The sequence below is a fragment of the Agrococcus sp. SGAir0287 genome, assembly GCF_005484985.1.
In the GTDB taxonomy this organism is placed as follows: domain Bacteria; phylum Actinomycetota; class Actinomycetes; order Actinomycetales; family Microbacteriaceae; genus Agrococcus.
On sequence record NZ_CP027942.1, the window covers coordinates 477,175 to 499,448 of the forward strand.

At 74.2% G+C, this 22,274-nt stretch carries 23 protein-coding genes; 18 read left to right on the forward strand and 5 right to left on the reverse strand.

The window, feature by feature from the left end; translation table 11 throughout:
- The first annotated feature begins 12 nt into the window (after window positions 1-12).
- The 5 genes from C1N71_RS02080 (at window position 13) to C1N71_RS02100 (ending at window position 7,204) form a co-directional block, all read left to right on the forward strand.
- Window positions 13-1,368 (forward strand): DUF2510 domain-containing protein, encoded by a 1,356-nt coding sequence (locus tag C1N71_RS02080; RefSeq protein WP_137754896.1) that lies wholly within the window; start codon window positions 13-15, stop codon window positions 1,366-1,368.
- Between the two features lie 394 nt (window positions 1,369-1,762).
- Entirely contained in the window at window positions 1,763-3,433 is a 1,671-nt protein-coding gene (locus C1N71_RS02085) for a DEAD/DEAH box helicase (protein WP_254678062.1), read from the forward strand.
- Window positions 3,434-3,918: 485 nt separating this feature from the next.
- Entirely contained in the window at window positions 3,919-4,686 is a 768-nt protein-coding gene (locus C1N71_RS02090; RefSeq protein WP_137754898.1) for an SDR family oxidoreductase, read from the forward strand.
- A 91-nt stretch (window positions 4,687-4,777) separates the two neighbouring features.
- A complete protein-coding gene (recQ, locus tag C1N71_RS02095) occupies window positions 4,778-6,757 on the forward strand; it encodes a DNA helicase RecQ (RefSeq protein ID WP_137754899.1) in 1,980 nt (659 codons plus the stop codon).
- A 72-nt stretch (window positions 6,758-6,829) separates the two neighbouring features.
- Window positions 6,830-7,204, forward strand: coding sequence for an RNA-binding S4 domain-containing protein (locus C1N71_RS02100; protein WP_137754900.1), 375 nt, complete (start codon window positions 6,830-6,832; stop codon window positions 7,202-7,204).
- A gap of 55 nt (window positions 7,205-7,259) precedes the next feature.
- Here C1N71_RS02100 and C1N71_RS02105 read toward each other — a convergent pair whose 3' ends face one another.
- On the reverse strand, window positions 7,260-7,454 hold the full coding sequence (locus tag C1N71_RS02105) for a hypothetical protein (protein ID WP_137754901.1): 195 nt from the start codon (window positions 7,452-7,454) through the stop codon (window positions 7,260-7,262).
- Window positions 7,455-7,553: 99 nt separating this feature from the next.
- On the opposite strand from C1N71_RS02105, the gene C1N71_RS02110 reads away from it, so the two are divergent.
- Complete coding sequence (locus C1N71_RS02110) at window positions 7,554-8,405, forward strand: HpcH/HpaI aldolase/citrate lyase family protein (RefSeq protein WP_137754902.1); 852 nt, start codon at window positions 7,554-7,556, stop codon at window positions 8,403-8,405.
- A gap of 74 nt (window positions 8,406-8,479) precedes the next feature.
- Here the strand turns inward: C1N71_RS02110 and C1N71_RS02115 are convergent, their stop codons facing one another.
- Window positions 8,480-9,295, reverse strand: a complete 816-nt coding sequence (locus C1N71_RS02115; RefSeq protein ID WP_137754903.1) for a TetR/AcrR family transcriptional regulator — start codon at window positions 9,293-9,295, stop codon at window positions 8,480-8,482.
- Window positions 9,296-9,451: 156 nt separating this feature from the next.
- Window positions 9,452-11,203 carry an MDR family MFS transporter gene (locus C1N71_RS02120; RefSeq protein WP_137757154.1) on the reverse strand — a complete coding sequence of 584 codons (1,752 nt, stop codon included), beginning with the start codon at window positions 11,201-11,203 and terminating at the stop codon, window positions 9,452-9,454.
- A gap of 172 nt (window positions 11,204-11,375) precedes the next feature.
- On the opposite strand from C1N71_RS02120, the gene C1N71_RS02130 reads away from it, so the two are divergent.
- The 5 genes from C1N71_RS02130 (at window position 11,376) to C1N71_RS02150 (ending at window position 14,579) form a co-directional block, all read left to right on the forward strand.
- Window positions 11,376-12,155, forward strand: coding sequence for a M15 family metallopeptidase (locus C1N71_RS02130; RefSeq protein WP_175414059.1), 780 nt, complete (start codon window positions 11,376-11,378; stop codon window positions 12,153-12,155).
- Between the two features lie 94 nt (window positions 12,156-12,249).
- On the forward strand, window positions 12,250-12,606 hold the full coding sequence (locus tag C1N71_RS02135) for a hypothetical protein (RefSeq protein WP_137754906.1): 357 nt from the start codon (window positions 12,250-12,252) through the stop codon (window positions 12,604-12,606).
- A 39-nt stretch (window positions 12,607-12,645) separates the two neighbouring features.
- A complete protein-coding gene (locus C1N71_RS02140) occupies window positions 12,646-13,836 on the forward strand; it encodes a CapA family protein (protein WP_137754907.1) in 1,191 nt (396 codons plus the stop codon).
- Window positions 13,837-13,848: 12 nt separating this feature from the next.
- On the forward strand, window positions 13,849-14,247 hold the full coding sequence (locus C1N71_RS02145) for a DMT family transporter (RefSeq protein ID WP_137754908.1): 399 nt from the start codon (window positions 13,849-13,851) through the stop codon (window positions 14,245-14,247).
- The gene (locus tag C1N71_RS02150) at window positions 14,244-14,579 is read left to right on the forward strand and encodes a DMT family transporter (RefSeq protein ID WP_137754909.1); all 336 of its coding nucleotides are present in this window, start codon (window positions 14,244-14,246) and stop codon (window positions 14,577-14,579) included. Before C1N71_RS02145 ends, C1N71_RS02150 begins: the two co-directional genes overlap by 4 nt.
- A gap of 203 nt (window positions 14,580-14,782) precedes the next feature.
- Here the strand turns inward: C1N71_RS02150 and pgm are convergent, their stop codons facing one another.
- A complete protein-coding gene (gene pgm / locus C1N71_RS02155; RefSeq protein WP_137754910.1) occupies window positions 14,783-16,414 on the reverse strand; it encodes a phosphoglucomutase (alpha-D-glucose-1,6-bisphosphate-dependent) in 1,632 nt (543 codons plus the stop codon).
- Window positions 16,415-16,533: 119 nt separating this feature from the next.
- Here pgm and C1N71_RS02160 point away from each other — a divergent pair, with 119 nt between their 5' ends.
- The 7 genes from C1N71_RS02160 (at window position 16,534) to C1N71_RS02190 (ending at window position 21,276) form a co-directional block, all read left to right on the forward strand.
- Window positions 16,534-16,737 carry a hypothetical protein gene (locus C1N71_RS02160; RefSeq protein ID WP_137754911.1) on the forward strand — a complete coding sequence of 68 codons (204 nt, stop codon included), beginning with the start codon at window positions 16,534-16,536 and terminating at the stop codon, window positions 16,735-16,737.
- Window positions 16,738-16,761: 24 nt separating this feature from the next.
- On the forward strand, window positions 16,762-17,682 hold the full coding sequence (gene pheA, locus C1N71_RS02165; protein WP_137754912.1) for a prephenate dehydratase: 921 nt from the start codon (window positions 16,762-16,764) through the stop codon (window positions 17,680-17,682).
- 2 nt (window positions 17,683-17,684) lie between these two features.
- Window positions 17,685-18,602, forward strand: coding sequence for an NADP-dependent oxidoreductase (locus C1N71_RS02170; protein ID WP_217496026.1), 918 nt, complete (start codon window positions 17,685-17,687; stop codon window positions 18,600-18,602).
- A gap of 107 nt (window positions 18,603-18,709) precedes the next feature.
- Complete coding sequence (locus C1N71_RS02175) at window positions 18,710-19,045, forward strand: DUF3140 domain-containing protein (protein ID WP_137754913.1); 336 nt, start codon at window positions 18,710-18,712, stop codon at window positions 19,043-19,045.
- A complete protein-coding gene (locus C1N71_RS02180) occupies window positions 19,029-19,838 on the forward strand; it encodes a glycosyltransferase family A protein (protein WP_137754914.1) in 810 nt (269 codons plus the stop codon). Before C1N71_RS02175 ends, C1N71_RS02180 begins: the two co-directional genes overlap by 17 nt.
- Window positions 19,835-20,659: an endonuclease/exonuclease/phosphatase family protein gene (locus C1N71_RS02185; RefSeq protein WP_217496027.1), complete on the forward strand. Its 825-nt coding sequence runs from the start codon at window positions 19,835-19,837 to the stop codon at window positions 20,657-20,659. Before C1N71_RS02180 ends, C1N71_RS02185 begins: the two co-directional genes overlap by 4 nt.
- Entirely contained in the window at window positions 20,656-21,276 is a 621-nt protein-coding gene (locus C1N71_RS02190; protein ID WP_137754915.1) for a hypothetical protein, read from the forward strand. Before C1N71_RS02185 ends, C1N71_RS02190 begins: the two co-directional genes overlap by 4 nt.
- Here the strand turns inward: C1N71_RS02190 and C1N71_RS02195 are convergent.
- A complete protein-coding gene (locus C1N71_RS02195) occupies window positions 21,248-22,273 on the reverse strand; it encodes a zinc-binding dehydrogenase (RefSeq protein WP_137754916.1) in 1,026 nt (341 codons plus the stop codon). The two genes, C1N71_RS02190 and C1N71_RS02195, sit on opposite strands and share 29 nt — an antisense overlap.
- Window position 22,274: the final 1 nt, after the last annotated feature.

A 22,274-nucleotide genomic window follows, 5' to 3' on the forward strand; every position in this document is an offset into this window, starting at 1 on the left:
GTGGAGGACGACATGCCCAGCTTCCTGATCGTGCACAGCCAGCCGCCCGGCGGGCGCGCCGATCGCTTCGCCCAGCCCCCGACGCTCGAGGTCGCGGGCCTCGGCGCGCGCCTCGACTGGGGCGACACGACGTTCGAGGTGCCGCCGGGCGACCACCGCGTGACGATCTCGGTCGCGCCCGTCGCGGGCGGTCGCGAGGGCGCGGTCCTCACGGTGCGCGTCCTGCCCGAGACGGGCACGCGCATCTCCTTCTCCCCGCCGGCGCAGCCCGGCCAGCCCTCGACGCTGCGCGTCGACGGCCAGTGGCCGGCCGACGCGGCGATGGCGTACTACGCGGCTCGCGACCAGCGGCCGCTCACGCCCGTCGCGCAGGCGCAGGCGGGCGCGGATGCCGCCGCTGCCGCACCGTGGGGCGGGCCGCAGGCGTCGGGCGGGCAGGCTCCCTCGCAGGCGAGCCCCGGCGTCGCTGCACCGCAGCGGTCCCCGCATCCGCATCCGACGCCGTCGGTGCCACCCGTCGGGCCCTCGATCGGCTCGACGGGCTCCGTCCCGGTCGTCGGTCCGCCGCCGTCGAGCGCGCCCTCGTTCGGCCAGGTGCAGGGTGCGGTCGTGGAGCCCGGGGCGCAGCAGGCGCGCCCACCGGCCGCCCCGCCCACCGTGCCGTCGGCGGCCCCGACGTGGGCGCAGCCGTCGCCCTTCGCGCCGCCTGCGCAGCAGGGCGTGCCGCCGCAGTCCGGGTCGCAGCAGCCGCAGCAGGCGCCGCCGAGCGCAGGACCGCAGGGCGGCTGGCAGCCGGCGGCACCCCTCGGAGCCGGGCCGGGCCAGCCATCCGTGCAGCCGCAGCCGCAGCCGCAGCCGCCCGTCGTGCCGATGCGGACGGCCGGGCAGCACGCGCCGGGGCCGCAGCAGCCGTGGCAGGCGGGCGGTGCCGCGGCGACAGCCCAGCCGGGAGTCGATGCGCCTGCCTTCGCGCAGCGACCGGGACCGCGCGTCCCTCCTCCGCAGGTCGGGCCGCCGCCCGCCTCGGGTGCGCCGTCGGCCTTCGGCCCCGGTGCGCCGGCGCATCCGCCCATGGGCACGGAGGGCCAGCCGGCCTTCGGCCACCAGCCCGTCGTGCGGCGCGACGTCTACGGCCGCGACCGCGTCGACGGCGATCGCACGGCGCCCGCCATCCCGACGCCGCGGGAGTTCGAGGACTTCGCGCGCGCCGAGCGCGACCGTCACGAGGCGGAGCGCGCCGCGGCGAGCCGCCAGCCGCAGGGCTGGTACCCCGACCCGTGGGGGCGCTCCGACGTGCGCTGGCACGACGGCGAGCGCTGGACGCCCTCGGTCATGCGCGGCGGCCGCCGCGAGCACGATCCCGTCTGACGCATCCGTCCGCCTCCCGCCCATGCCGTAGCGTGGATGCTCCACGCGCGCGCGGCATCCCGCGCCCGCGAGTCGACCCACGAGAGCGAGCACCATGCCGCGTCCGCAGCGCGAGCCCGACCGTCGCCGCGGCGGCGGGGGAGACGACCGTGCCGGTCGGGGTCGATCGGACGCTGGCCGCGGCGGCGCGCGCGGCGATGCGGGACGCGGGCGCTCGGCCCGCCCGCAGCGCGATCCGTCGCGACCGAGCTGGGAGCCGCGCGAGAAGCCGAAGCGGTGGCAGCGCAGCGTCGAGCGCGACGAGCAGCGCGGCCATGGCGGGCGCGACGACCACGGCGCGCGCGACGAGCACGGCGCCCGCGGACGACGCGGGGACCGCGATCGGGACGGCGGCGTGCGCGGCTCCGGTCGCGGCGGCGAGCGGCACGGCCACGCCGCGCCGCGTGGCGACCGGGAGGCGCGACGCGCGGCGGTCGAGCGACGCGCCGCCGGTCGCGACCCCATCCGCGACCGCGCCCGCGATCGGGCGCGCGAGCCTCGCGGTCCCGAGGCGGGCACGTCGTACCGCGACCTCAAGGCGGGCCGTGCGGGCGCCGGGCGCCGGGACGCCGCGCGGGGCGACGAGCGTGCGCGCCCCATCGGCCGCTCGATCGGCGACGACCGTGCGCTCCTCGACGAGCGCGCGCGCCGCGACGACCGCGCGCGCCGCGACGACCGTGCCGCGCAGCATCGCGCCCGCGAGGGCCGCGACGACGCGCCCAGGATCGACCGCGCCCGCGTCGACGGCCGGGTCGACTCCACCTACTACCCGTCGCGGGCGGCGCAGCCGGGCGCATCCGACGACGTCGTGCACGAGCGCCTCGACGCGACTCCCGTCGCGCGGGAGGTCGAGGGCGTCGACTTCGCCGACCTCGGGCTGGGCGCGGGGATCGTCGGCGCGCTCGGCGGGCTCGGCGCTCGCGCGCCCTTCCCCATCCAGGCGGCGGCGATCCCGGAGGCGCTCGCCGGGCGCGACGTGCTCGGCCGTGGTCGGACGGGCTCGGGCAAGACCATCGCGTTCGTCGCGCCGATCGTCGAGCACCTGCTGCGCACGCGTCCCGAGGGCGGCCGCACCGTCGGTCGGCCCCCGCGCGCGCTCGTGCTCGCCCCCACGCGCGAGCTCGCGATGCAGATCGACCAGGTCGCGCAGTCGATCGGCCGGGCCGTCGGCATCTTCACGACGACCATCGTCGGCGGCGTGCGCCAGGGGCCGCAGGAGAAGGCGCTCGAGCGCGGCGTCGACATCCTCATCGGCACGCCCGGACGCATCGAGGACCTCGTCGAGCAGGGCATCCTCAACCTCGGCCGCGTCGAGACCGCGGTGCTCGACGAGGCCGACCACATGTGCGAGCTCGGGTTCCTCGAGCCGGTGCAGCGACTCCTGCGCCGCACGCGGCCCGACAGCCAGAAGCTGCTCTTCTCGGCGACGCTCGACCAGGAGGTCTCCGCGCTCGCGAAGGAGTTCCTGCGCGATCCGGCCGTGCTCGAGGTCGCCGGCGAGGACCAGGCGTCGGGCACGATCGAGCACCACGTGCTCGTCGTCGACCGCTACGACAAGGATGCGGTGCTCGAGCAGCTCGCATGGGCGGAGGGGCCGGTCGTGGTCTTCGCGCGGACGCGCGTCTACGCCGAGCGGCTCGCGCAGCAGATGGAGGCGGCCGGCATCCTCGCCGCGAGCCTCCACGGCGACCTGACGCAGGCGCGCAGGCAGCGCAACCTCGACCTGCTGCACAAGGGGCGCATCGACGTGCTCGTCGCGACCGACGTGGCCGCGCGCGGCATCCACGTCGACTCCGTCGGCCTCGTCGTGCAGGCCGACCCGCCGGACGAGCACAAGACCTACCTGCACCGCGCCGGTCGCACGGGTCGCGCCGGCCGCCGCGGCACGGTCGTGACGGTCATCGCGCCGTCGCGTCGCGACCGGATGCAGCAGCTGCTGCAGCGCGCCGAGATCGAGGCGCCGATGGTGCCCGTCGGTCCGACCGACGACGTGCTCGGCATCGTCGGCCTGCAGCCGCGCGCCTGATCCGCGCGGCGCCTGCAGCGGTCAGGGCTGCGTTTCGCAGGCGATTCCGCCGTACGAGGGAAGATCGCCCTCACGAGCCGGGATCGCCTGCGAAACGCGCTGGCGACGCTCGCGATGACTGCGTTTCGCGGGCGATCCGGGGTGGGCGAGGGAAGATGCCCCTCTGACCCCCGTGATCGCCCGCGAAACGCGAAGGCCGCGCGGTCGAGTCTGCGTCCGCTGCGTCTCCATCTGCGTTACGCAGGCGATTCCGCCGTACGAGGGAAGATCGCCTTCACGAGCCGGGATCGCCTGCGAAACGCGAAGGTGACGCTCGCGGCGGCGGCGGCGGCGGACGGCGGCGGCGGACTTCGGCGGGCGGATGCGCGCTCTCGGCGGCGGCGGCGCGCGCCGACGCCGTGCGCACCCTACGCATCCACCATGCGTGTGCGCGACGCGCCGCCCGCGCCTGGAAGCGCCCCGGGCGTCGGACGTACCGTGGACGCATGCGCATCGCAGTCTTCGGCGGCACGGGCAACGCGGGCGCGAGGGTCGTCACGCAGGTGCAGCGGCTGGGCCACGACGTCGTGCCGGTGTCGCGCAGCGGCGCGGACGTGCACGGCGCGCCGGGCGCCAAGGCCGACCTGCTGACGGGCGACGGCATCGAGTCGGCGCTCGACGACGTCGACGTGCTCGTCGATTGCACGAACGCCGCGAACCCGCTCGACACCCGCATCTTCACCCTCGGCGCACGGCACCTCATCGCGGCTGCCGAGCACGCGGGCGTGCAGCGCGCCGTCGTGCTGTCGATCGTCGGCGCAGAGCACTCGACGTTCCAGTACCACCAGCGCAAGGTCGACCAGGAGCAGCGGTACCTCGCCTCGCGGATCGACGCCTGCATCGTGCGCGCGACGCAGTTCCACGACTTCCCGGTGACGTTCTTCGAGCAGGCGCGGCCGCTCGGCGTCATCCCCGTCTTCCTCGGTGCGCGGTTCCAAACCGTCGACCCCGACGAGGTCGCTGAGCTCGTCGCGCACGAGGCGGTCGAGCCGTCGGGAGGCTCCTTCGTCGAGATCGGCGGTCCGCGCGTGCGGGTGTCGCGCGACCTCGCGAAGGCGTGGCAGCAGGCGACGCACGCCCGGGGCCTCATCGTGAACGGCCCCTTCCCGCCCTCGCTCCTCGCGTTCTTCCGCGAGGGGAGGAACCTGCTGCCCGCCGACGGCCACGTCGGTCGCGTCACGTTCGAGGAGTGGCTCGCGCGCACGACGCGCTGACGCCGCCGGAGTCGATCTCCACAGCCGGCCGCGGACGCCGGCGCTCCCGAGCCGCGGATGCGGGTGGGTGGCCGCTCGTAGGCTGGGAGGGATGAGCGACGCGACCCGAGGTGCCCCCGACGAATGGGTGCCGCCCGACGAGTGGGCGCCGCCCGCCGACGACGAGTGGCTGCCGCCAGACGAGGCCTTCCACGCCGGGCCGGTCGCGGGCGTGCCCGCCTCCGGCCGCGTGCGGGCGACCACGACGCTCGCCGCGGCCTCCCCGCCCCGGCCTGCGCCGACGACGCCGCTCGACGCGCTGCGCACCGTATGGGGCTACGACGCGTTCCGCGACAGCCAAGCCGAGATCGTCGACACGATCGTCGCGGGGCAGGACGCCATCGTGCTCATGCCCACGGGCGGTGGCAAGAGCCTCTGCTACCAGGTGCCGTCGCTCGTGCGCGAGGGCACGGGCGTCGTGATCAGCCCGCTCATCGCGCTCATGCACGACCAGGTGGATGCGCTGCTGCAGCTCGGCGTGCGCGCCGCGTACCTCAACTCGACGCAGTCGATCGACGAACGCCGCGCCGTGGAGCGCGACCTGCTCGCCGGCGAGCTCGACCTGCTCTACCTCGCCCCCGAGCGGCTGCCCGTCGTCGGCGACCTGCTCGACCGCGCATCCATCGCCCTCTTCGCGATCGACGAGGCGCACTGCGTGAGCCAGTGGGGGCACGACTTCCGCCCCGACTACCTGCAGCTGTCGATCCTGCACGAGCGGTGGCCGAGCATCCCGCGCATCGCGCTCACCGCGACCGCGACGGTCGAGACGCGCGCCGAGATCGCCGAGCGGCTCGAGCTGCAGGGCGCGCGGATGTTCGTGTCGAGCTTCGACCGCCCCAACATCCAGTACCGGATCGCGCCGAAGCAGGATGCCCGGGGCCAGCTGCTGCGCCTCATCCGCGAGGAGCACCCGGGCGACGCGGGGATCGTCTACTGCCTCTCGCGCAAGAGCGTCGAGCAGACGGCGGCGTGGCTCGCGGCGAACGGCGTCGAGGCGCTGCCGTACCACGCGGGCCTCGACGCGGGCACGCGCGCCCGCAACCAGTCGCGCTTCCTGCGCGAGGAGGGCGTCGTCATGTGCGCGACGATCGCCTTCGGCATGGGCATCGACAAGCCCGACGTGCGCTTCGTCGCCCACCTCGACCTGCCGAAGTCGGTCGAGGGCTACTACCAGGAGACCGGCCGGGCGGGGCGCGACGGGCAGCCGTCCACCGCGTGGCTGGCGTACGGCCTGCAGGACGTCGTGCAGCAGCGGCGCATGATCGACGAGGGCGACGGCGATCGGCAGCGCAAGCGCGCGCAGACGCTGCACCTCGACGCGATGCTCGCCCTGTGCGAGACGGTCGAGTGCCGCCGCCAGCAGCTGCTCGCCTACTTCGGCCAGCCGAGCGAGCGGTGCGGCAACTGCGACACGTGCCTCGCGCCGCCGGAGACGCTCGACGGCACGGTGCCCGCGCAGAAGCTGCTCTCGACCATCGTGCGGCTGCAGCGCGAGCACCGTCAGCAGTACGGCGCGGGTCATCTCGTCGACGTGCTGCTGGGCAAGGACACCGAGCGCATCCGCAGGCTCGGCCACGACCGGCTCACGACGTACGGCATCGGTGGCGAGCTGAGCGAGCAGGAGTGGCGCGGCGTGGTGCGGCAGCTGCTCGCGCAGGGGCTGCTGCGCGTGCAGGGTGAGTACGGCGTGCTCGCGATCACGGAGGCGGCGACGGAGGTGCTCGCCGGCCGGCGCGAGGTGCGGCTGCGACGCGAGCAGGAGCGCGTGCGTCGCTCCGCGCGCGCCAAGGCGGCGCCCATCGCGCTCGACGACGCGCAGCAGGAGCTCTACCAGCGGCTGCGCGCGTGGCGCAGCGAGGTCGCGAAGGAGCAGGGCGTGCCGGCGTACGTCGTCTTCTCGGATGCGACGCTCGCGGGCATCGCGGCGACGCGGCCGCGCGACGAGGGTGCGCTGCGCGGCGTCTCGGGCGTCGGCGACGCCAAGCTCGAGCGCTACGGCGCCGCGGTGCTGGAGGTCGTCGCCGCGGGGTGACACCATGTGAGGGCTCTCGGTCGCGTGCGAGGTCGCATCCGGCCGAGGACCTCGATCGTTCTGGAGGGGCGGATGGCCGAGTCGCTGCGCGTCGACGTGTGGATCTGGGCCGTACGCTGCACGAAGACCCGCTCGGCGGCGACGGCCGCGTGCCGTGCGGGGCACGTGCGCATCAACGACCAGACGGCGAAGGCGGCGCAGCCGGTGCGCGTCGGCGACGAGGTCCGCGTGCGCCTCCACGGCTTCGACCGCATCCTCGTCGTGCGGCAGCTGCTCGCGAAGCGCGTCGGCGCCGAGCTCGCCGCGGCAGCCTACGAGGATCGGACGCCGCCGAGGCCGACGCCGATGGAGGCGCAGCTCGTGCCGCGGCGCGATCGCGGCGCCGGCCGCCCCACGAAGCGCGATCGCCGCGAGATCGACCGGCTGCGCGGCCGCGAGCCCCGCTGACGACCTGACGGATACCACTCTTCGCCGTCCTGGATGGAGCCGGGGCCGAGGCGGGCTAGGAGGCGACCTGCCCGGCGGCGACGATCCCCGCTGGGATGAGGACGGCGAGCCCGAGCGCGATCCCGACAGCTCCGGTGAGGATCGACCGCCGCTCCCGTCGCCGCGTGCCCGCGACGACGACCGCAACGCCGAGCCCGAGCACGGCGAGCCCGAGCACGGCGACGATCGCGATGGACGAGGTCGTGCTCATGCCTCCACGCTACGCCCCGGCCGCGAGCCCGAGCGATCGTCGCGACCGATACGACCGCAAGGCGCGCCGGGCGCGCGCCGCTCGATAGGCTCGAGCATCGTGAGCCTACGACGTGTCTCCCCGCAGATCGCCCGTTCCTGGTTGCTCGTCCCGGCATCCCAGCCCGATCTCTTCGAGACCGCGCAGGGCTCGGACGCCGATGCGATCATCATCGACCTCGAGGACGCGGTCGCCGCCAAGGACAAGAAGCAGGCGCGCAAGGACACCGTCGCGTGGCTGAACTCCGGGCACCGCGCGTGGGTGCGCATCAACGATGCGTCCAGCGACTTCTGGAGCGACGACTGCGCCGCGCTCAAGCAGGCGGAGGGGCTGGAGGGCGTCATGCTCGCGAAGTCCGAGTCGTCGAGCCACATCGACGACACGGCGGATCGCCTGCCCGACGGCGTGCGCATCCTCGCGCTCGTCGAGACCGCCCGCGGCGTCCAGCAGGTCGAGCGGATCGCGAACGCACCTGCGACGTTCCGCATCGCCTTCGGCACGGGCGACTTCAAGCGCGACACCGCGACGGGCGAGGATCCGCTCGCGCTCGCCTACGCGCGCTCGCAGCTCGTCATCGCGTCCCGGGCGGCTCGGCTGCCCGCGCCGATCGACGGCCCGACGCTCGACCTCGCGAAGCTGCCGGCCGGCACGGCGCACGCGAAGGAGATGGGCATGTCCGGCAAGCTGTGCCTCACGCACTCGCACGCGTCGACCATCAACGAGGGCCTGAGCCCCAGCCACGACGACATCGCGTGGGCCCACGGCTTCATCGCCGCGTTCGAGGCGTCGGGCGGCAAGATCACCGACGGCTCCGACCTGCCGCGCCTCGCCCGCGCGCAGAAGATCGTGCAGCAGGCCGAGGACTTCGGTATCGAGGTCGCGGCCGCGGAGGTCTCGCACTCGGGGTACTGATCGACGTCAGCCGCCCAGCATGCGAACGGCCCGCTGCCAGCAGGCGGCGGGCCGTTCGCGTCGCGTCAGTCGCGTCAGTCGCGGCGTTCGCGTCGGTCGACCGTCGCCGCCGGCTCGGATGCGTCCTCGACGAACGCCGAGATCGTCTGGTACGTCAGCCAGGCCGCGAGATGCCAGCGCACGGTGCCGCCGTCGATCGCCGGACCGTCGATCGTCATGTCGACGAACGACGGGTCGACGCGCACGCGGTTCGCGTACCCGCTCACGACGATGTGCGTCGCGACCGCGACGGTGCGTGCGGTCGCCGGCGGCACGAAGCGCTGACCGAGCATGCCGAGCGCGCCCTGGTAGAAGCCGGCGTTCGTGTCGATGCAGTGCTGCTCGACCTGCCGCGCCGTCGACTCGAGGGTCGCGGCGTGCGCGGGGTCGCCGGGGCTCGCCGCGGCCGCGTACAGCGACTCGTAGGAGTGCCACTGCGACGACGAGAGCAGGTCGCGGAGGTTGCGCTCGGCGGCGATGCGGATGATCTCGCGCAGCACGGCGTGGCGCCCCTCGGCCGTGTCGAGCAGCGCGGCGTGCTCGCGCAACCCCGCCGTGATGGCGTCGGTCGTCGCCGGCGAGAAGCCGAGACGGTACTCGGGGCGCGCGAAGATCTCGGCGATGAGGTCGGCGACGTACGACTCGTGCGAGCCCCATTGCCGATACGCGCTGGCGCGGGACACGCCCGCGTCGGCGATGATCTCCTCGAGCGGCAGATGCCCGAAGCCGACGGTGAGCCCGCCGCGTTCCACGAGCGACGCCCCGGCATCGAGCATCCGCTGACGAGCGATGGTCGCGGGGATGCGGGGCTTGCGTCGACGGGCGGGCTCGGCCGCCTCACCATCAGGCATATGTGGAGGATACTCCCCGGCTGCGTCAAGGTGAGGGGTTGACGGCATCCTCGTCACCCGATCACTAGGATTCCTCATGATCGGCACAGGAAGGCCGTGCGAGCCCGCGAGGGGCGGGCACGGTCGCCCGTCCCCGCCCCTCGCGAATCCCGCTCGTCACTCCTCGCGACGTGCAGGTGCCGCCGGCCCTGCGCCGGCGTGCGGTGCGTCGGCCTCGTCGTGCTCGGGAGCCGCCACGACGGGCAGCGCGATGGCACCCGTCGAGGTCTGGCCCGCCGCGAGCTGGTCGAGCTCGGCGCGCTCCGCGAGCGCCTCCTCCATCGCCGAGCGCTGACGCAGCGGCGGGGTGCGGAAGAAGAGCGACAGCACGAAGGCGACGAGCACCACGGCCATGCCGACGAAGAACACGGTCGAGGTCGCGGTCGCGAAGCCGTCGAGGAAGGGCGCCGTCAGGCGCGGGTCGGCACCATTGAGGAAGGACGAGTCCTGCTCGAACGCGTCGCCGAGGCGCGAGGGGTCCTGCAGCAGCTGGATGATGCGCTGGTTCGCGGGGTCGGACTGCACCGACGGGTCCTGCAGCGCCTGCTGCATGGCGGTCACGAGGTCGGTGCGCTGGAACGCCGCGGCCATGGTGTCGACGACGCGCGAGAACAGCACCGAGAAGACCACCGCGACGCCGAGCGTGCCACCGAGCTGCCGGAAGAAGGTGGCGCCGGCGGTCGCGACGCCCATGTCCTTCGGCTGCACCGAGTTCTGCGAGGCGATCGTGAGCGTCTGCATGAGCTGGCCGAGCCCGAGGCCCATGATGAGCTGGCCGACGAGCAGCATCCACAGCGGGCTGTCGTACTGCTGCAGCGCGAGCACGAGGTAGCCGACGGCCATGAGGGCCGTGCCCAGGATGGGGAACATCCGGTAGCGGCCCGTGCGCGCGATGATCTGGCCGGAGGCGATCGACGAGATCATGAGGCCCGCGATCATCGGCAGCGTCGCGAGGCCCGACTGCGTCGGGTTCATGCCGTGCACGATCTGGAGGACCAGCGGGAGCACCATCATGCCCGCGAACATCCCGAAGCCGACGAGCACGCCGATGATCGTCGCCATCGAGAACGTGTGCGAGCGGAAGAGCGTGAGCGGGATGAGCGCGTCGTCGCCCATGCGCGACTCGACGATCAGGAAGAGCACCACGCCGACGACGCCCGTGACGTAGCAGGCGATGGCGCCCGCGGAGCCCCAGCCCCACGTGCGGCCCTGCTCGGCGACGAGCAGCAGCGGCACGACGGCGAGGATGAGCGCCGAGGCGCCCCACCAGTCGACGCGCACGCGCCGGTGCAGCACGGGCAGGTGCAGGAAGCGGAACACCATGAAGAGCGCGGCGATGCCGATCGGCACGTTGAAGAGGAAGACCCAGCGCCAGCCCTCGATGCCCAGCAGGGTGTCCGCGCCGGCGAAGAGGCCGCCGACGAGCGGGCCCAGCAGGCTCGAGACGCCGAAGACGGCGAGGAAGTAGCCCTGGTACTTGGCGCGCTCGCGGGGGGCGAGGATGTCGCCCATGATCGTGAGCGGCAGCGACATGAGGCCGCCGGCGCCGAGGCCCTGCAGGGCGCGGAAGCCCGCGAGCTGGATCATGTCCTGCGCGAAGGACGATGCGACGGAGCCGACGAGGAAGAGCACGATCGCGATGAGGAAGAGCGGTCGACGACCGAAGAGGTCCGAGAGCTTGCCGTAGATCGGCGTCATCACGGTCGAGACGATGAGGAACGCGGTCGTGACCCACGCCTGCAGGCTGAGGCCGTGCAGGTCGTCGGCGATCGTGCGCATCGCGGTGCCGACGACGGTCTGCGAGAGCGACGACAGGAACATGGCGGCCATGAGGCCGAGGATCACGAGCAGGATCTCGCGGCGGGTCATGCCGCCGGCCTCCGCGATCGCGGCGGCCTTCGCCTGCGATGCGGATGGGCGAGAAGAGGACATGGGACTCCAAGGACGAAGGGGGTGGTGCGGCTGGTGCGGTCCCGACGCTGCGACGGCAACGAGCAATTATTGCAGAGACTGCAAGTTTTGTCGACCCTAGTCTGGACGGGTGCCTCTCTACTCGCGTCGTGCCGCGCTCACCGCCGCCGTCGTGCTCGCGCTCACCGCCTGCGCGGGCGACCCGGAGCCATCCGCGAGCCCGAGCCCCTCCGATCCGCCATCGCCGACGCCCATCCCGACGCCGACGCCCACCCCGACCCCGACGCCGACGCCGACGCCCGAGCCGCCGCCGATGGAGTGGGACATCGACTCGGGTGCGAGCCTGCAGGTCATCGTCAACAAGCGTCGGCCGCTGCAGCCGGCCGACTACGCGCCGCAGCTCGTCGCGGTGTCGATCGCGCAGGACGGCGACGAGCTCGTGCGTCCCGAGGTCGACCAGGCGCTCGTGGCGCTCGACCAGGCGCAGCGCGCCGCGATCGGCGAGGGCGTCTTCGTCTTCTCCTCCTACCGGTCCTACGCGACGCAGGCGTCGATCTACCAGGGGTTCGTGAACCAGTACGGCCAGGCGGAGGCCGACACCACCAGCGCCCGCCCCGGCCACAGCGAGCACCAGACGGGGCTCGCCGTCGACGTCGTCGGCACCTCGGGCGTCGCACGGCTCAGCGTCGCCTTCTCCACGACGCCCTCGGGGCAGTGGCTCGCGGCGAACGCGTGGCAGCACGGGTTCGTCGTGCGGTACCCGAACGGACTCGAGGGCATCACCGGCTACGAGTACGAGCCGTGGCACCTGCGCTACGTGGGCGTCGAGCTGTCGACGGCCATGACGCAGGCTGGCGCCGCGACGCTCGAGGAGTTCCTCGGCCTGCCCGCCGCGCCCGACTACGGCTGACGCGCCGACGCCGGTCGCCGCGGCGTGCGGGACTGAGGCGATGCCCAGCCCGCGCCGCTAGCCTCGCGATCCGACGTGTCGGGAGGGATCGATCATGGCGAAGAGCAGGGCAGGCGGCGGTCGCTCGTCCGGCGGCGGTGGCCGCTCGGCGCGCAGCGGCTCGTTCGGCGGTCGGAGGTCCGGCGGAGGCTCCTTCGGCGGCCGCAGCAGCTCCTTCGGGTCGTTCGGCGGTCGCCGCTCGGGCGGCGGCTCGTTCGGCTCGTCCGGCGGCTCGAGCGGCGGCGGGGGTGGCGGCTGGTCGTGGGGCTCGTCGAGCAGCGGCAGGCGCACCTCGTACCGCAGCTCGTCCCCGGGCGGCTACGGCGACGCGGAGAATCCGTTCACGTGGATCGGCGTCGTCGTGCTGATCGTCATCTGCATCGTCGCGTTCGCGGTGATGTCGCAGCAGTGACGCCGCGGCGCGCCATGCGCCCCGTGGCAGGCTGAGCGGGTGCCCACGCATCCGAAGACCGTCGCCGCGACGCTGACCGTGCTCGTCCTGGCCCTCGCAGGGTGCCAGGGCGCGCTCGATGACGAGGAGCCCTCGGCGCCGCCGTCGGCCTCGTCGACCCCCGCGCCGACGCCGTCCCCGACCCCGGAGCCGACGACCATCACGCTGAGCGCCGTCGGCGACTGGCTGCCGCACGACTCCGTCGTGCTCGACGCGCAGCAGCCGGACGGCACCTACGACTTCGCGCACTTCGCCGACGCCGTCGCGCCGCGCTGGGCGGACTCCGACCTCGTCGTCTGCGACCAGGAGGTGCCGAGCGCCGGCGACGAGATGGGCCTGTCCTACTTCCCGCGCTTCAACGCGCCATCCGCGCTCACGAGCGGCATGGCCGCTGCCGGCTGCGACACGATCAACCTCGCGAACAACCACCTCGCCGACTGGGGCCAGCAGGGCATCGACATCACACGAGCGCAGTGGGACGCGCTGCAGCCGACGCTCATCGCGGGCGCCAACCGCAGCCCGCAGGAGCAGCAGACGGTCTCGATCGCGGAGGTCGAGGGCGTGCGGGTCGCGTTCCTCGCCTTCACGCAGCTGTCGAACGAGGCCCACGCCGACTTCGCCCTCAACCGCCTCGGCGACACGGCGCTCGTCGAGTCGCTCATGGCGCAGGCCGTCGCGCAGTCCGACGTGCAGATCGTGTCCGTGCACTGGGGCACGGAGTACTCGCTCGACGAGGACCCCGCGCAGGTCGAGCAGGGGCAGTGGCTCGCCGACCTCGGCGCCGACGTCATCGTCGGCACCGGCCCGCACGTGCTGCAGCCCGCCTCCTGGATCACCCGTGCCGACGGCACGCGGGCCTTCGTCTACTACTCCGTCGGCAACTTCCTCTCGACGCAGATCGAGATCCCGCGCATCCTCGCCGCCATCGCGCAGATCGACGTCGTCGTCGACCCGGACGGCACGGTCACGGTGCAGGACCCGCGGGCGATCCCGATCTACATGCACTACGACCTCACGCCGCAGCAGCTCGCAGCGAACCAGCTCATCAACAGGGTGAACCTGCAGGTCTATCCGCTCGTCGACGCCGCCGAGCCGCTGACGCGCTCTGCATGGCGCAACGAGCTCACGGTCGAGTCGGGCATCCAGTTCGTCACCGACGTGCTCGGCCCCGACGTGCGCATCACGCCGTAGGCGCGCGGCCGCATGCACGAGTCGGTCGGGCGGCGCCGCGCCGTCGGGTCGCCGGCGCGGCGGTGGATGCTGCTCGCCGCGGCGATCGCGCTCGAGGTGACCGCCTCGCTCTCGCTGAAGGGCGCGTTGGACGCGCCCGCGCTGTACGCCGTCGTCGTGACGGGATACGTCGGCTCGTTCGCATGCCTCGGCGGCGCGCTGCGCGCAGGCGTGCCGCTCGGCGTCGCCTACGGCATCTGGGGCGCGACGGGGGTCGCGCTCACGGCGACGCTGTCGACGCTGCTCTTCGCCGAGCCGTTCACGCCGCTCATGGGCGTCGGCATCGCGCTCATCGTCGCCGGCGTGCTGCTCGTCGAGCTCGGCTCGCAGCAGGCGCGGCGCCGCGCCGCGGATGCGGAGGCGGAGCGATGACGGTCGCGTGGCTCGCGCTCGCGGTGGCGATCGTCGTCGAGGTCGGGGCGACGCTGTCGCTGCGCATGGCGACCCACGGCGAGCACCCGCGACGCGCCTGGTACGTGCCCGTCGTCGTCGGCTACGTCGCTGCGTTCGCGCTGCTGTCGGTCTCGCTGTCGCTCGGCATGCAGCTCGGCGTCGCCTACGGGGTGTGGACCGCGACGGGCGTCGCCCTCACGGCGGTGCTCTCGCGCGTGCTCTTCCGCGAGCCGCTCACGCTCACGATGGCCGCCGGCATCGTGCTCATCGGCGCGGGCGTCGTCCTCGTGGAGCTGGGCGCGGCGCACTGACGACATGCTCGAGGCCCGCTCCCATCAGCTGGTCGAGGAGGCCGCAGCCGCAGGCTGCAGCCGTCACGAGACCACGCGACCCACCCGCCCGACGCGGCTGCGCGCATGGTCGGGCGGGAGCGGCGGTCGCGTGGTCTCGTGACGCGTGCTCGCTCTCGCTCGCGCGCTCCTCGACCAGCTGGGTGGGGACCGCCGCCCGCGCGTCAGCCGTCGAGCGCCGCGTCGACGATCGCCTTCGCCTCCGCCTGCACCTGGCGCAGGTGGTCGGCGCCCGCGAACGACTCGGCGTAGATCTTGTAGACGTCCTCGGTGCCCGAGGGGCGCGCCGCGAACCACGCTCGCTCGGTGACGACCTTGAGGCCGCCGATGCGCGCGCCGTTGCCGGGCGCCTCGACGAGCCTCGCCACGATCGGATCGCCCGCGAGCTCGGTCGCCGTCACGGCGTCGCCCGTCAGCCTTCCCAGTCGCGCCTTCTGCTCGCGGGTCGCCGGCGCATCCACGCGCTCGTACACGGGCGAGCCGAAGCGCTCGGTGAGCTCCGCGTACAGCTGCGAGGGGCTCTTCCCCGTGACGGCGCGGATCTCGGAGGCGAGCAGGCACAGCAGGATGCCGTCCTTGTCCGTCGTCCAGACGGTGCCGTCGGCGGTGAGGAACGAGGCGCCGGCGCTCTCCTCGCCGCCGAAGCCGACCGACCCGTCGACGAGACCGGGGACGAACCACTTGAAGCCGACCGGCACCTCCCAGAGGCGACGGCCGAGCGACTCGGCGACGCGGTCGATCATCGACGACGACACGAGCGTCTTGCCGATGGCCGCGTCCTCGCGCCACCCGGAGCGGTGCGTGAAGAGGTACTGGATCGCGACGGCGAGGAAGTGGTTCGGGTTCATGAGCCCGCCGTCGGGCGTCACGATGCCGTGACGGTCGGCGTCGGCGTCGTTGCCGGTGAGGATGTCGAACTCGTCCTTGCGCGCGAGCACCGACGCCATCGCGTTCGGGCTCGAGCAGTCCATGCGGATCTTCTCGTCCCAGTCGAGCGTCATGAACGCCCACGTCGGGTCGACGACCGGGTTCGTCACGGTGAGGTCGATGTCGTAGCGCTCGGCGATCGCCGCGTAGTACTCGACGGCGGCCCCGCCGAGCGGGTCCGCTCCGATGTGCAGGCCGGCGGCGCGGATCGCGTCGAAGTCGATGACGCGGCCGAGCGCCTCGACGTAGTCGGCGCGGAAGTCGACGAGCTCGACGCGCTCGTCGCTGCCGCCGACGACCTCGGTGCGCTGCACGCCCTCGAGCCCGGCGGCGATGAGCGCGTTCGCACGGTCGGCGATCCAGCTCGTCGCGTCGGAGTCGGCGGGCCCGCCGTGCGGGGGGTTGTACTTGAAGCCGCCGTCGCGGGGCGGGTTGTGCGAGGGCGTCACGACGATGCCGTCGGCCTGGTCGTCGTGGCCGGCGGCGTTGTAGGCGAGGATCGCGCGCGACACGGCGGGCGTGGGCGTCACCGAGCCGCGGGCGTCGGCGACGACGCGCACGCCGTTCGCGACGAGCACCTCCAGCGCCGAGCGCTCGGCGGGCAGCGACAGCGCGTGCGTGTCCCGACCGATGTACAGCGGGCCCGTGATGCCCTGACCCGCGCGGTACTCGACGATCGCCTGCGTGATCGCGAGGATGTGCGTCTCGTTGAACGCCGTGTCGAAGGCGCTGCCGCGGTGCCCGCTCGTGCCGAAGGCGACCTGCTGGTCGGGGTTCGAGGCATCCGGCACGAGCTCGACGTACGCGCGCTCGAGCGCTGCGACGTCGATGAGGTCGGAGGGCTGTGCGACGGTGCCTGCTCTGCTCATGCCCTCATCCTGGCACCGCGAGTCGAGCGAGGCAGCGCCTTGCGCCATGGAGTGCCACGCGCCCGCATGCGCGACGCCGCCCGCACGCGGCGTCCAGCCCCGACGGCTAGCGTCGCCGCATGCTGCAGGCCCTCGTCGAGCTCGTCGGTGCGATCCTGCACGGCGTCGGCTCGACGCCGAGGCGGCGCGGCGACGGCGACCGGCCCGCGACGTCCGGCCGACGGCGTGCGGATGCGGCGCTCGGCATCGGGATGCTCGTGGTGCTCGCCGTGTGCGTCGCGGGCGTCGTCGTCGGGGTGCTGCTCGCCGTCGCGAACGCCTGAGCGCTCGCCGCATACGCTGGCACCGTGACGCGCTACTCGTACCTCGGCCCCGCGGGCACCTTCACCGAGCGCGCCCTCCTGCAGGTGCCCGGTGCGGATGCCGCGCAGCGCATCCCCGTCGCGAACGTCGGCGAGGCGCTGCGCGACGTCACCGAGGGTCGCTCGGACGCGGCGATGATCGCGGTCGAGAACTCCCTCGAGGGCGTCGTGACCGCGGCGCAGGACGCGCTCGCGACCGTGCCGGGCCTGCGCATCCTCTCCGAGCATCTCGTGCCCGTCTCGTTCGTGCTCGTCGGCGCCGCGGGGCAGACGCTCGAGGACGCGCAGGTCGTGGTCGCGCATCCCGTCGCGTACGGCCAGTGCCTGCAGTGGCTGGCCGCCCACCTGCCGAGCCATCAGCACCTCCCCGCGTCGTCGAACGTCACCGCGGCGCACGACCTGCAGCCGGGGCAGGTGGCGCTGTCGACGCCGACCATCACCGACCACGTCGACGTGTCGGTGCTCGCGACCGACGTCATCGACAACCCGCACGCCGTGACCCGCTTCGCGCTCGTGGGGCGTCCCGGGCCGCTGCCGGCGCGCACGGGCGCCGACAAGACCTCCGTCATCGCCGAGCTGCCGAGCGATGCGCCCGGCGTGCTGCTCGAGATGCTCGAGCAGTTCGCGACGCGCGGCGTGAACCTCTCGCTCATCCAGTCCCGCCCGATCGGCGACCGCCTCGGCCGGTACCGCTTCGTGCTCGACCTCGACGGCCACGTGACCGACGAGCGCGTCGCCGACGCCCTCGTCGGCCTCAAGCGCTTCAGCCCCAGGGTCGTCTTCCTCGGCTCGTACGCCCGCGCCGACGCACGCTCGACCGAGGTGCACGAGCGCTACGGCGACGCGTCGTTCGTCGAGGCGCGCGACTGGCTGCGCGGGCTGCTCGCCGGCGAGCCGGAGGCGTAGGCGTGCGCAGGCTCATGCATCGCGCCTTCGGCGGCCCCGAGGTGCTCGAGCTCGTCGAGGCGCCGGATCCGCAGCCCGGCCCCGGCGAGGTGCGGGTGCGCGTGCACGCCGCCGCCCTGAACCCGGTCGACTGGAAGATCTTCTCGGGCACCGCCGCGGCGACGAGCCGCGGTCTCGAGCCGCCCCTCGGCGTCGGCAACGACGTCGCGGGCGTCGTCGACGCCGTCGGGGACGGCGTCACGAGCCTCCGCGTCGGCGACCGCGTCCTCGGATCGGCGCGCGCCCGCGCCATGCAGGACCGCACGGTCGTCGACCTCGCGCAGGAGGCGCTCGTGCCGATCCCGGACGGGCTCGACGACGTGCGCGCGTCGTGCCTCGTCGTCGCGGGCCGCACGGCGTGGGCGGGCGTCGAGGCGCTCGCTGTCGGCGGCGACGACACGCTCCTCGTCAACGGCGCCTCGGGCGGCGTCGGCGTCCTCGCCGTGCAGCTCGCGCGGCTGCGCGGCGCACGCGTGCTCGGCACGGCGAGCGAGCGCAAGCACGACCGGCTGCGAGCCTACGGCGTCGAGCCCGTGGCGTACGGCGACGGGCTGGCCGACCGGCTGCGCGCGCTCGGCGGCGTCGACGCGGTCTTCGAGACGCACGGCACCGAGGGCATCGACGCCGGTCTCGAGCTCGGCGTGCCCGCCGCGCGGATGATCGGGATTGCGACGAAGGGTCACGCGGGCGTCGTCGGCGTGCCGATGGATCTCGGGCGCACGGGCGCGGGGCTCGCCGAGCTCGCGGCGCTCGCCGCCGACGGCACGCTCGACGTGCCGATCGCCGGCGTCGTGCCGCTCGAGCGGGCGGTCGAGGCGTACCGCGAGCTCATGGGCGGGCACGTGCACGGCAAGCTCGTCGTCGACCTGCTCGCCGACTGACCGGTACCCGAGCGCATCCGCGGTCGGCAACCCCGCTGCCATGCGCTCCCGCGCTCCGTAGCGTCCGGGGCATGCGCCCGACGCGGCGCGTGCAGGGAGGATGGGCGATGTCCGAGCGCGACGATCTGCTGGACGAGGTGTGGGACGACTGGCGCGAGAGCGTCACGATGGCGCCGAAGGAGCTCGAGCGCTGGCTCGACACCGACGAGTCGAGGCGCGTCGGCGACGGCGACGGCGGCGAGTCGACCGGGCACCGCTCCGGGCGGCGCATCGTCACGATCCTGCGGACGCGCAAGGACGACCTCACGCTCGACGACGTGCGGTGGATGCGCAAGGTCGTCGGCTACGTGCACCGGCACCTCGCGCAGCGGCCGAAGGGCGACGTCGAGGAATCGGACTGGCGGTACTCGCTCATGAACTGGGGACATGATCCCCTCGCCTGACGCTGGCACGGTCGGCTGGCGCGTCTCCGTCGTGATCCCCGTCAAGGACGACGCCGCTCCGCTGCGCGCCTGCCTGGACGCGCTCGCGCTGCAGTCGCGACCCGTCGACGAGATCGTGGTCGTGGACAACCGGTCGGAGGACGACTCGGCGCGCGTCGCGCGCGCCGCGCGCGCGAGGGTCGTGCGATGCGACGCCGACGGCATCCCCGCTGCCGCGGCCCTCGGCTACGACGTGGCCGACGGCGACGTGATCCTGCGGCTCGACGCGGACTGCGTGCCCGAGCGGCACTGGGTCGCCAGCATGGTCGGCGCGCTCGCCGCGACCCCCGGCGTCGCGGCGGTCTCGGGCAGCGCGCGGTTCGTCGACGGTCCGCGTCCGATGCGTGCACCCGTCGCCGCCGTCTACCTCGGTGCCTACGTGCTCCTCGCGATCGCCGCGCTGGGCCATCCGCCCGTCTTCGGCTCGAACCTCGCGATGCGGCGCACCGCGTGGATGGCCGTGCGCGAGCACGTGCACCGCGACGATCCCGAGCTGCACGACGACCTCGACCTCGCCTTCCATCTCGGCGAGCGCGACCGCGTCCGGTGGCTCGGCGGCACCGCGATGGGCATGTCCATGCGGCCGTTCGGCACCGGGCGCGGATTCGCGAGGCGCATCGTGCGCGGCCTGCGCACCGTCGTGGTGCATTGGCCGGCGGACTTCCCACCGCTGCGGTGGGCGCGGCGCCTCGGCGTCGTGCTCGAGGACGCGAGCCGCAGGAGGCGGTTCGCGAGGGAGGCAGGACGCTCGTGAGCGCCTCGATCCTCGGCGAGCTGCCGGAGCACGCGCTGCACGTCGCCACCTGGAACATCCGCAGACGCGCGCCGACCGCGCGGCGAGCGGACGCATGGCGCACGCGAGCGCCTCGGCTCCGCGCCGCGCTGCGCGTCGAGCAGCCCCACGTGCTCGCGGTGCAGGAGGCGATGCCCGACCAGGCGACCTTCGTCCGCGAGGCGCTCGGTGGGCGCCATCGCGTGCTCGGCCGCGGCCGCTCGGCGTCCGGAGGCGACGAGGCGTGCCTGCTCGTCGTCGACGAGGAGCGCGTCGAGGTGCTCGACTGGTGGCAGCAGGCGCTGTCCGACGCGCCGGATCGCGCAGGCTCGCGCGGCTGGGGCAACGTGCTGCCGCGCGTGCTCGTCGCCGCGGAGCTGCGCGACCGGGTCACGGGATCGCCGGTGCTCGCGATCTCGACGCATCTGTCGCTGACGTCGCCGCGTGCGCGGCTCCGCTCGGTCGCGGCCATCCGCGCGCTCGTCGCCGAGCGGGCGATGCCGGCGGTGGTCATGGGCGATCTCAACGCGGGCGAGGGCTCGCCGACGGTTCGGGCGCTGCTCGAGGGCGAGCTGCTGCGCGACGCGTGGGCGTCCGCCGACGATCGCGCGACGCAGCGGCTCGCCACGCGCCCGGCCTACCGCACGCCTCGCGAGCGCGGGCGTCGCATCGACTGGATCCTCGTCGGCGGCGGGGCGCGCGTGCGCCGCGTCGCGATCGACGGGCGTCCGTTCGATGGCGGCTGGCCCTCCGATCACCTCGGCGTCCATGCGGCCATCGAGCTCGTGGGTGCCCTCGGATGAGCCCGACGAGCGCCGCGGGCGAGCGGCTGCGCGTCGATCTGCTCCGCCGTCCGGCGTCCGCGTGGGAGGCGCTCGCTGACGTCGTGCGCGTCGTCGGCGCAGCGAGCATCGTCGTCGGTGCGATCGGCTGGGGCGCGAGCGCCGGGGCGGTGCTGCTGCTCGCGGCCTCCGCGGCGTTCGTCGTGCGCATGCTGGGGCTGCGAGGCGGGGCGGACGCCGCGTTCGGCGCCGTCGTGCTCGTCGCCGCCTGGAGCGGCGTCGTCGACGTCTATCGCGCCATCGCGTGGTGGGACGTGCTGGTGCACGTCGCGTGCACGGGCGTCGTCGTCGCGGTGGCGCTCCTCGTCCTCGGTCGTGCGGGCGTCGTCGCGCATCCCTCCGCCGCGCCGTCGCTCGCGACGATCGTGCTCGCGACGCTCCTCGGGCTCGGGCTCGGCGCGCTGTGGGAGATCGTGGAGTGGCTGGGGCATGCGCTCGTCGACGACGCGATCTTCGTCGCCTACGACGACACGATCGGCGACCTCGCCAGCGGCGGGCTCGGCGCCCTGGCCGCCGGCGTCGTCGCAGCGCGGATGCCGCTCGAGCGCCCTACGGCACCCGAGGATCGAGCACGGTGATGCCGGCGGCGGGGGAGTCGGCGCCCACGAGGCTCGCCGCCTCGGCGAGGCCCACCGTGCGCTGCACGAGCCGTTGCGGCTGCAGCGCGCCGCGCTCGACGAGCTCGAGCAGCCCGGGGTAGTCGCGCGCCGACATGCCGTGGCTGCCGAGCACCTCGAGCTCCCAGCCGATGACGCGGTCGAGCGGCAGCGCGGGCGGTGCGCCCGCGAGCAGCCCGACCTGCACGTGCCTGCCGAGCCGGCGCAACGACAGCACGCTCGAGAACGCCGTCTCGGCGCTGCCCACGGCGTCGAGCGAGACGTGCGCCCCGCCGGTCGCCGCGACGACCGCCTCCACCGCGTCGGGACCGGCGGCGACCGTCGCCTCGGCGCCGAGCGAGCGCGCCAGGCGCAGCGCGTCGTCCGATCGGTCGATCGCGACGACTCGCGCTCCGAGCGCGCGTGCGATCATGACGGCGCTGAGCCCGACGCCGCCTGCGCCCCACACGGCCACCCACTCGTCGGCGCGGACGCGCGCGCGCGACGTCAGGGCGCGGAAGGCGGTGGCGAAGCGGCAGCCGAGGCTCGCCGCCGCGGCGTCGTCGATGCCGTCCGGCAGCGCGACGAGGTTCGCCTCGGCGCCGCGCACGACGACGAGCTCCGCGTGGGATCCGGGATGCGTGAAGCCCGGCTGCGTCTGATCGGGGCACACCTGCGCGTCGCCGGCGAGGCACCACGGGCACGACCCGCAGCCGTGCACGAAGGGCACGGTCACGCGCTGCCCGACCTGCCAGCCGACGACCCCGTCGCCCAGCTCGGCGATCGTCCCGGCGACCTCGTGGCCTGGGACGTGCGGCAGGGTGACCGAGTCGTCGTGGCCCGCCCACGCGTGGCGGTCGCTGCGGCACAGCCCCGACGCCGCGACCCGCACGACGACGCCACCCGCGGGGGCCGCCGGATCGGGAACGTCGCGCACGGCGACCGGGCCGCCGAAGCGGTCGTAGACGAGCGCGCGCACG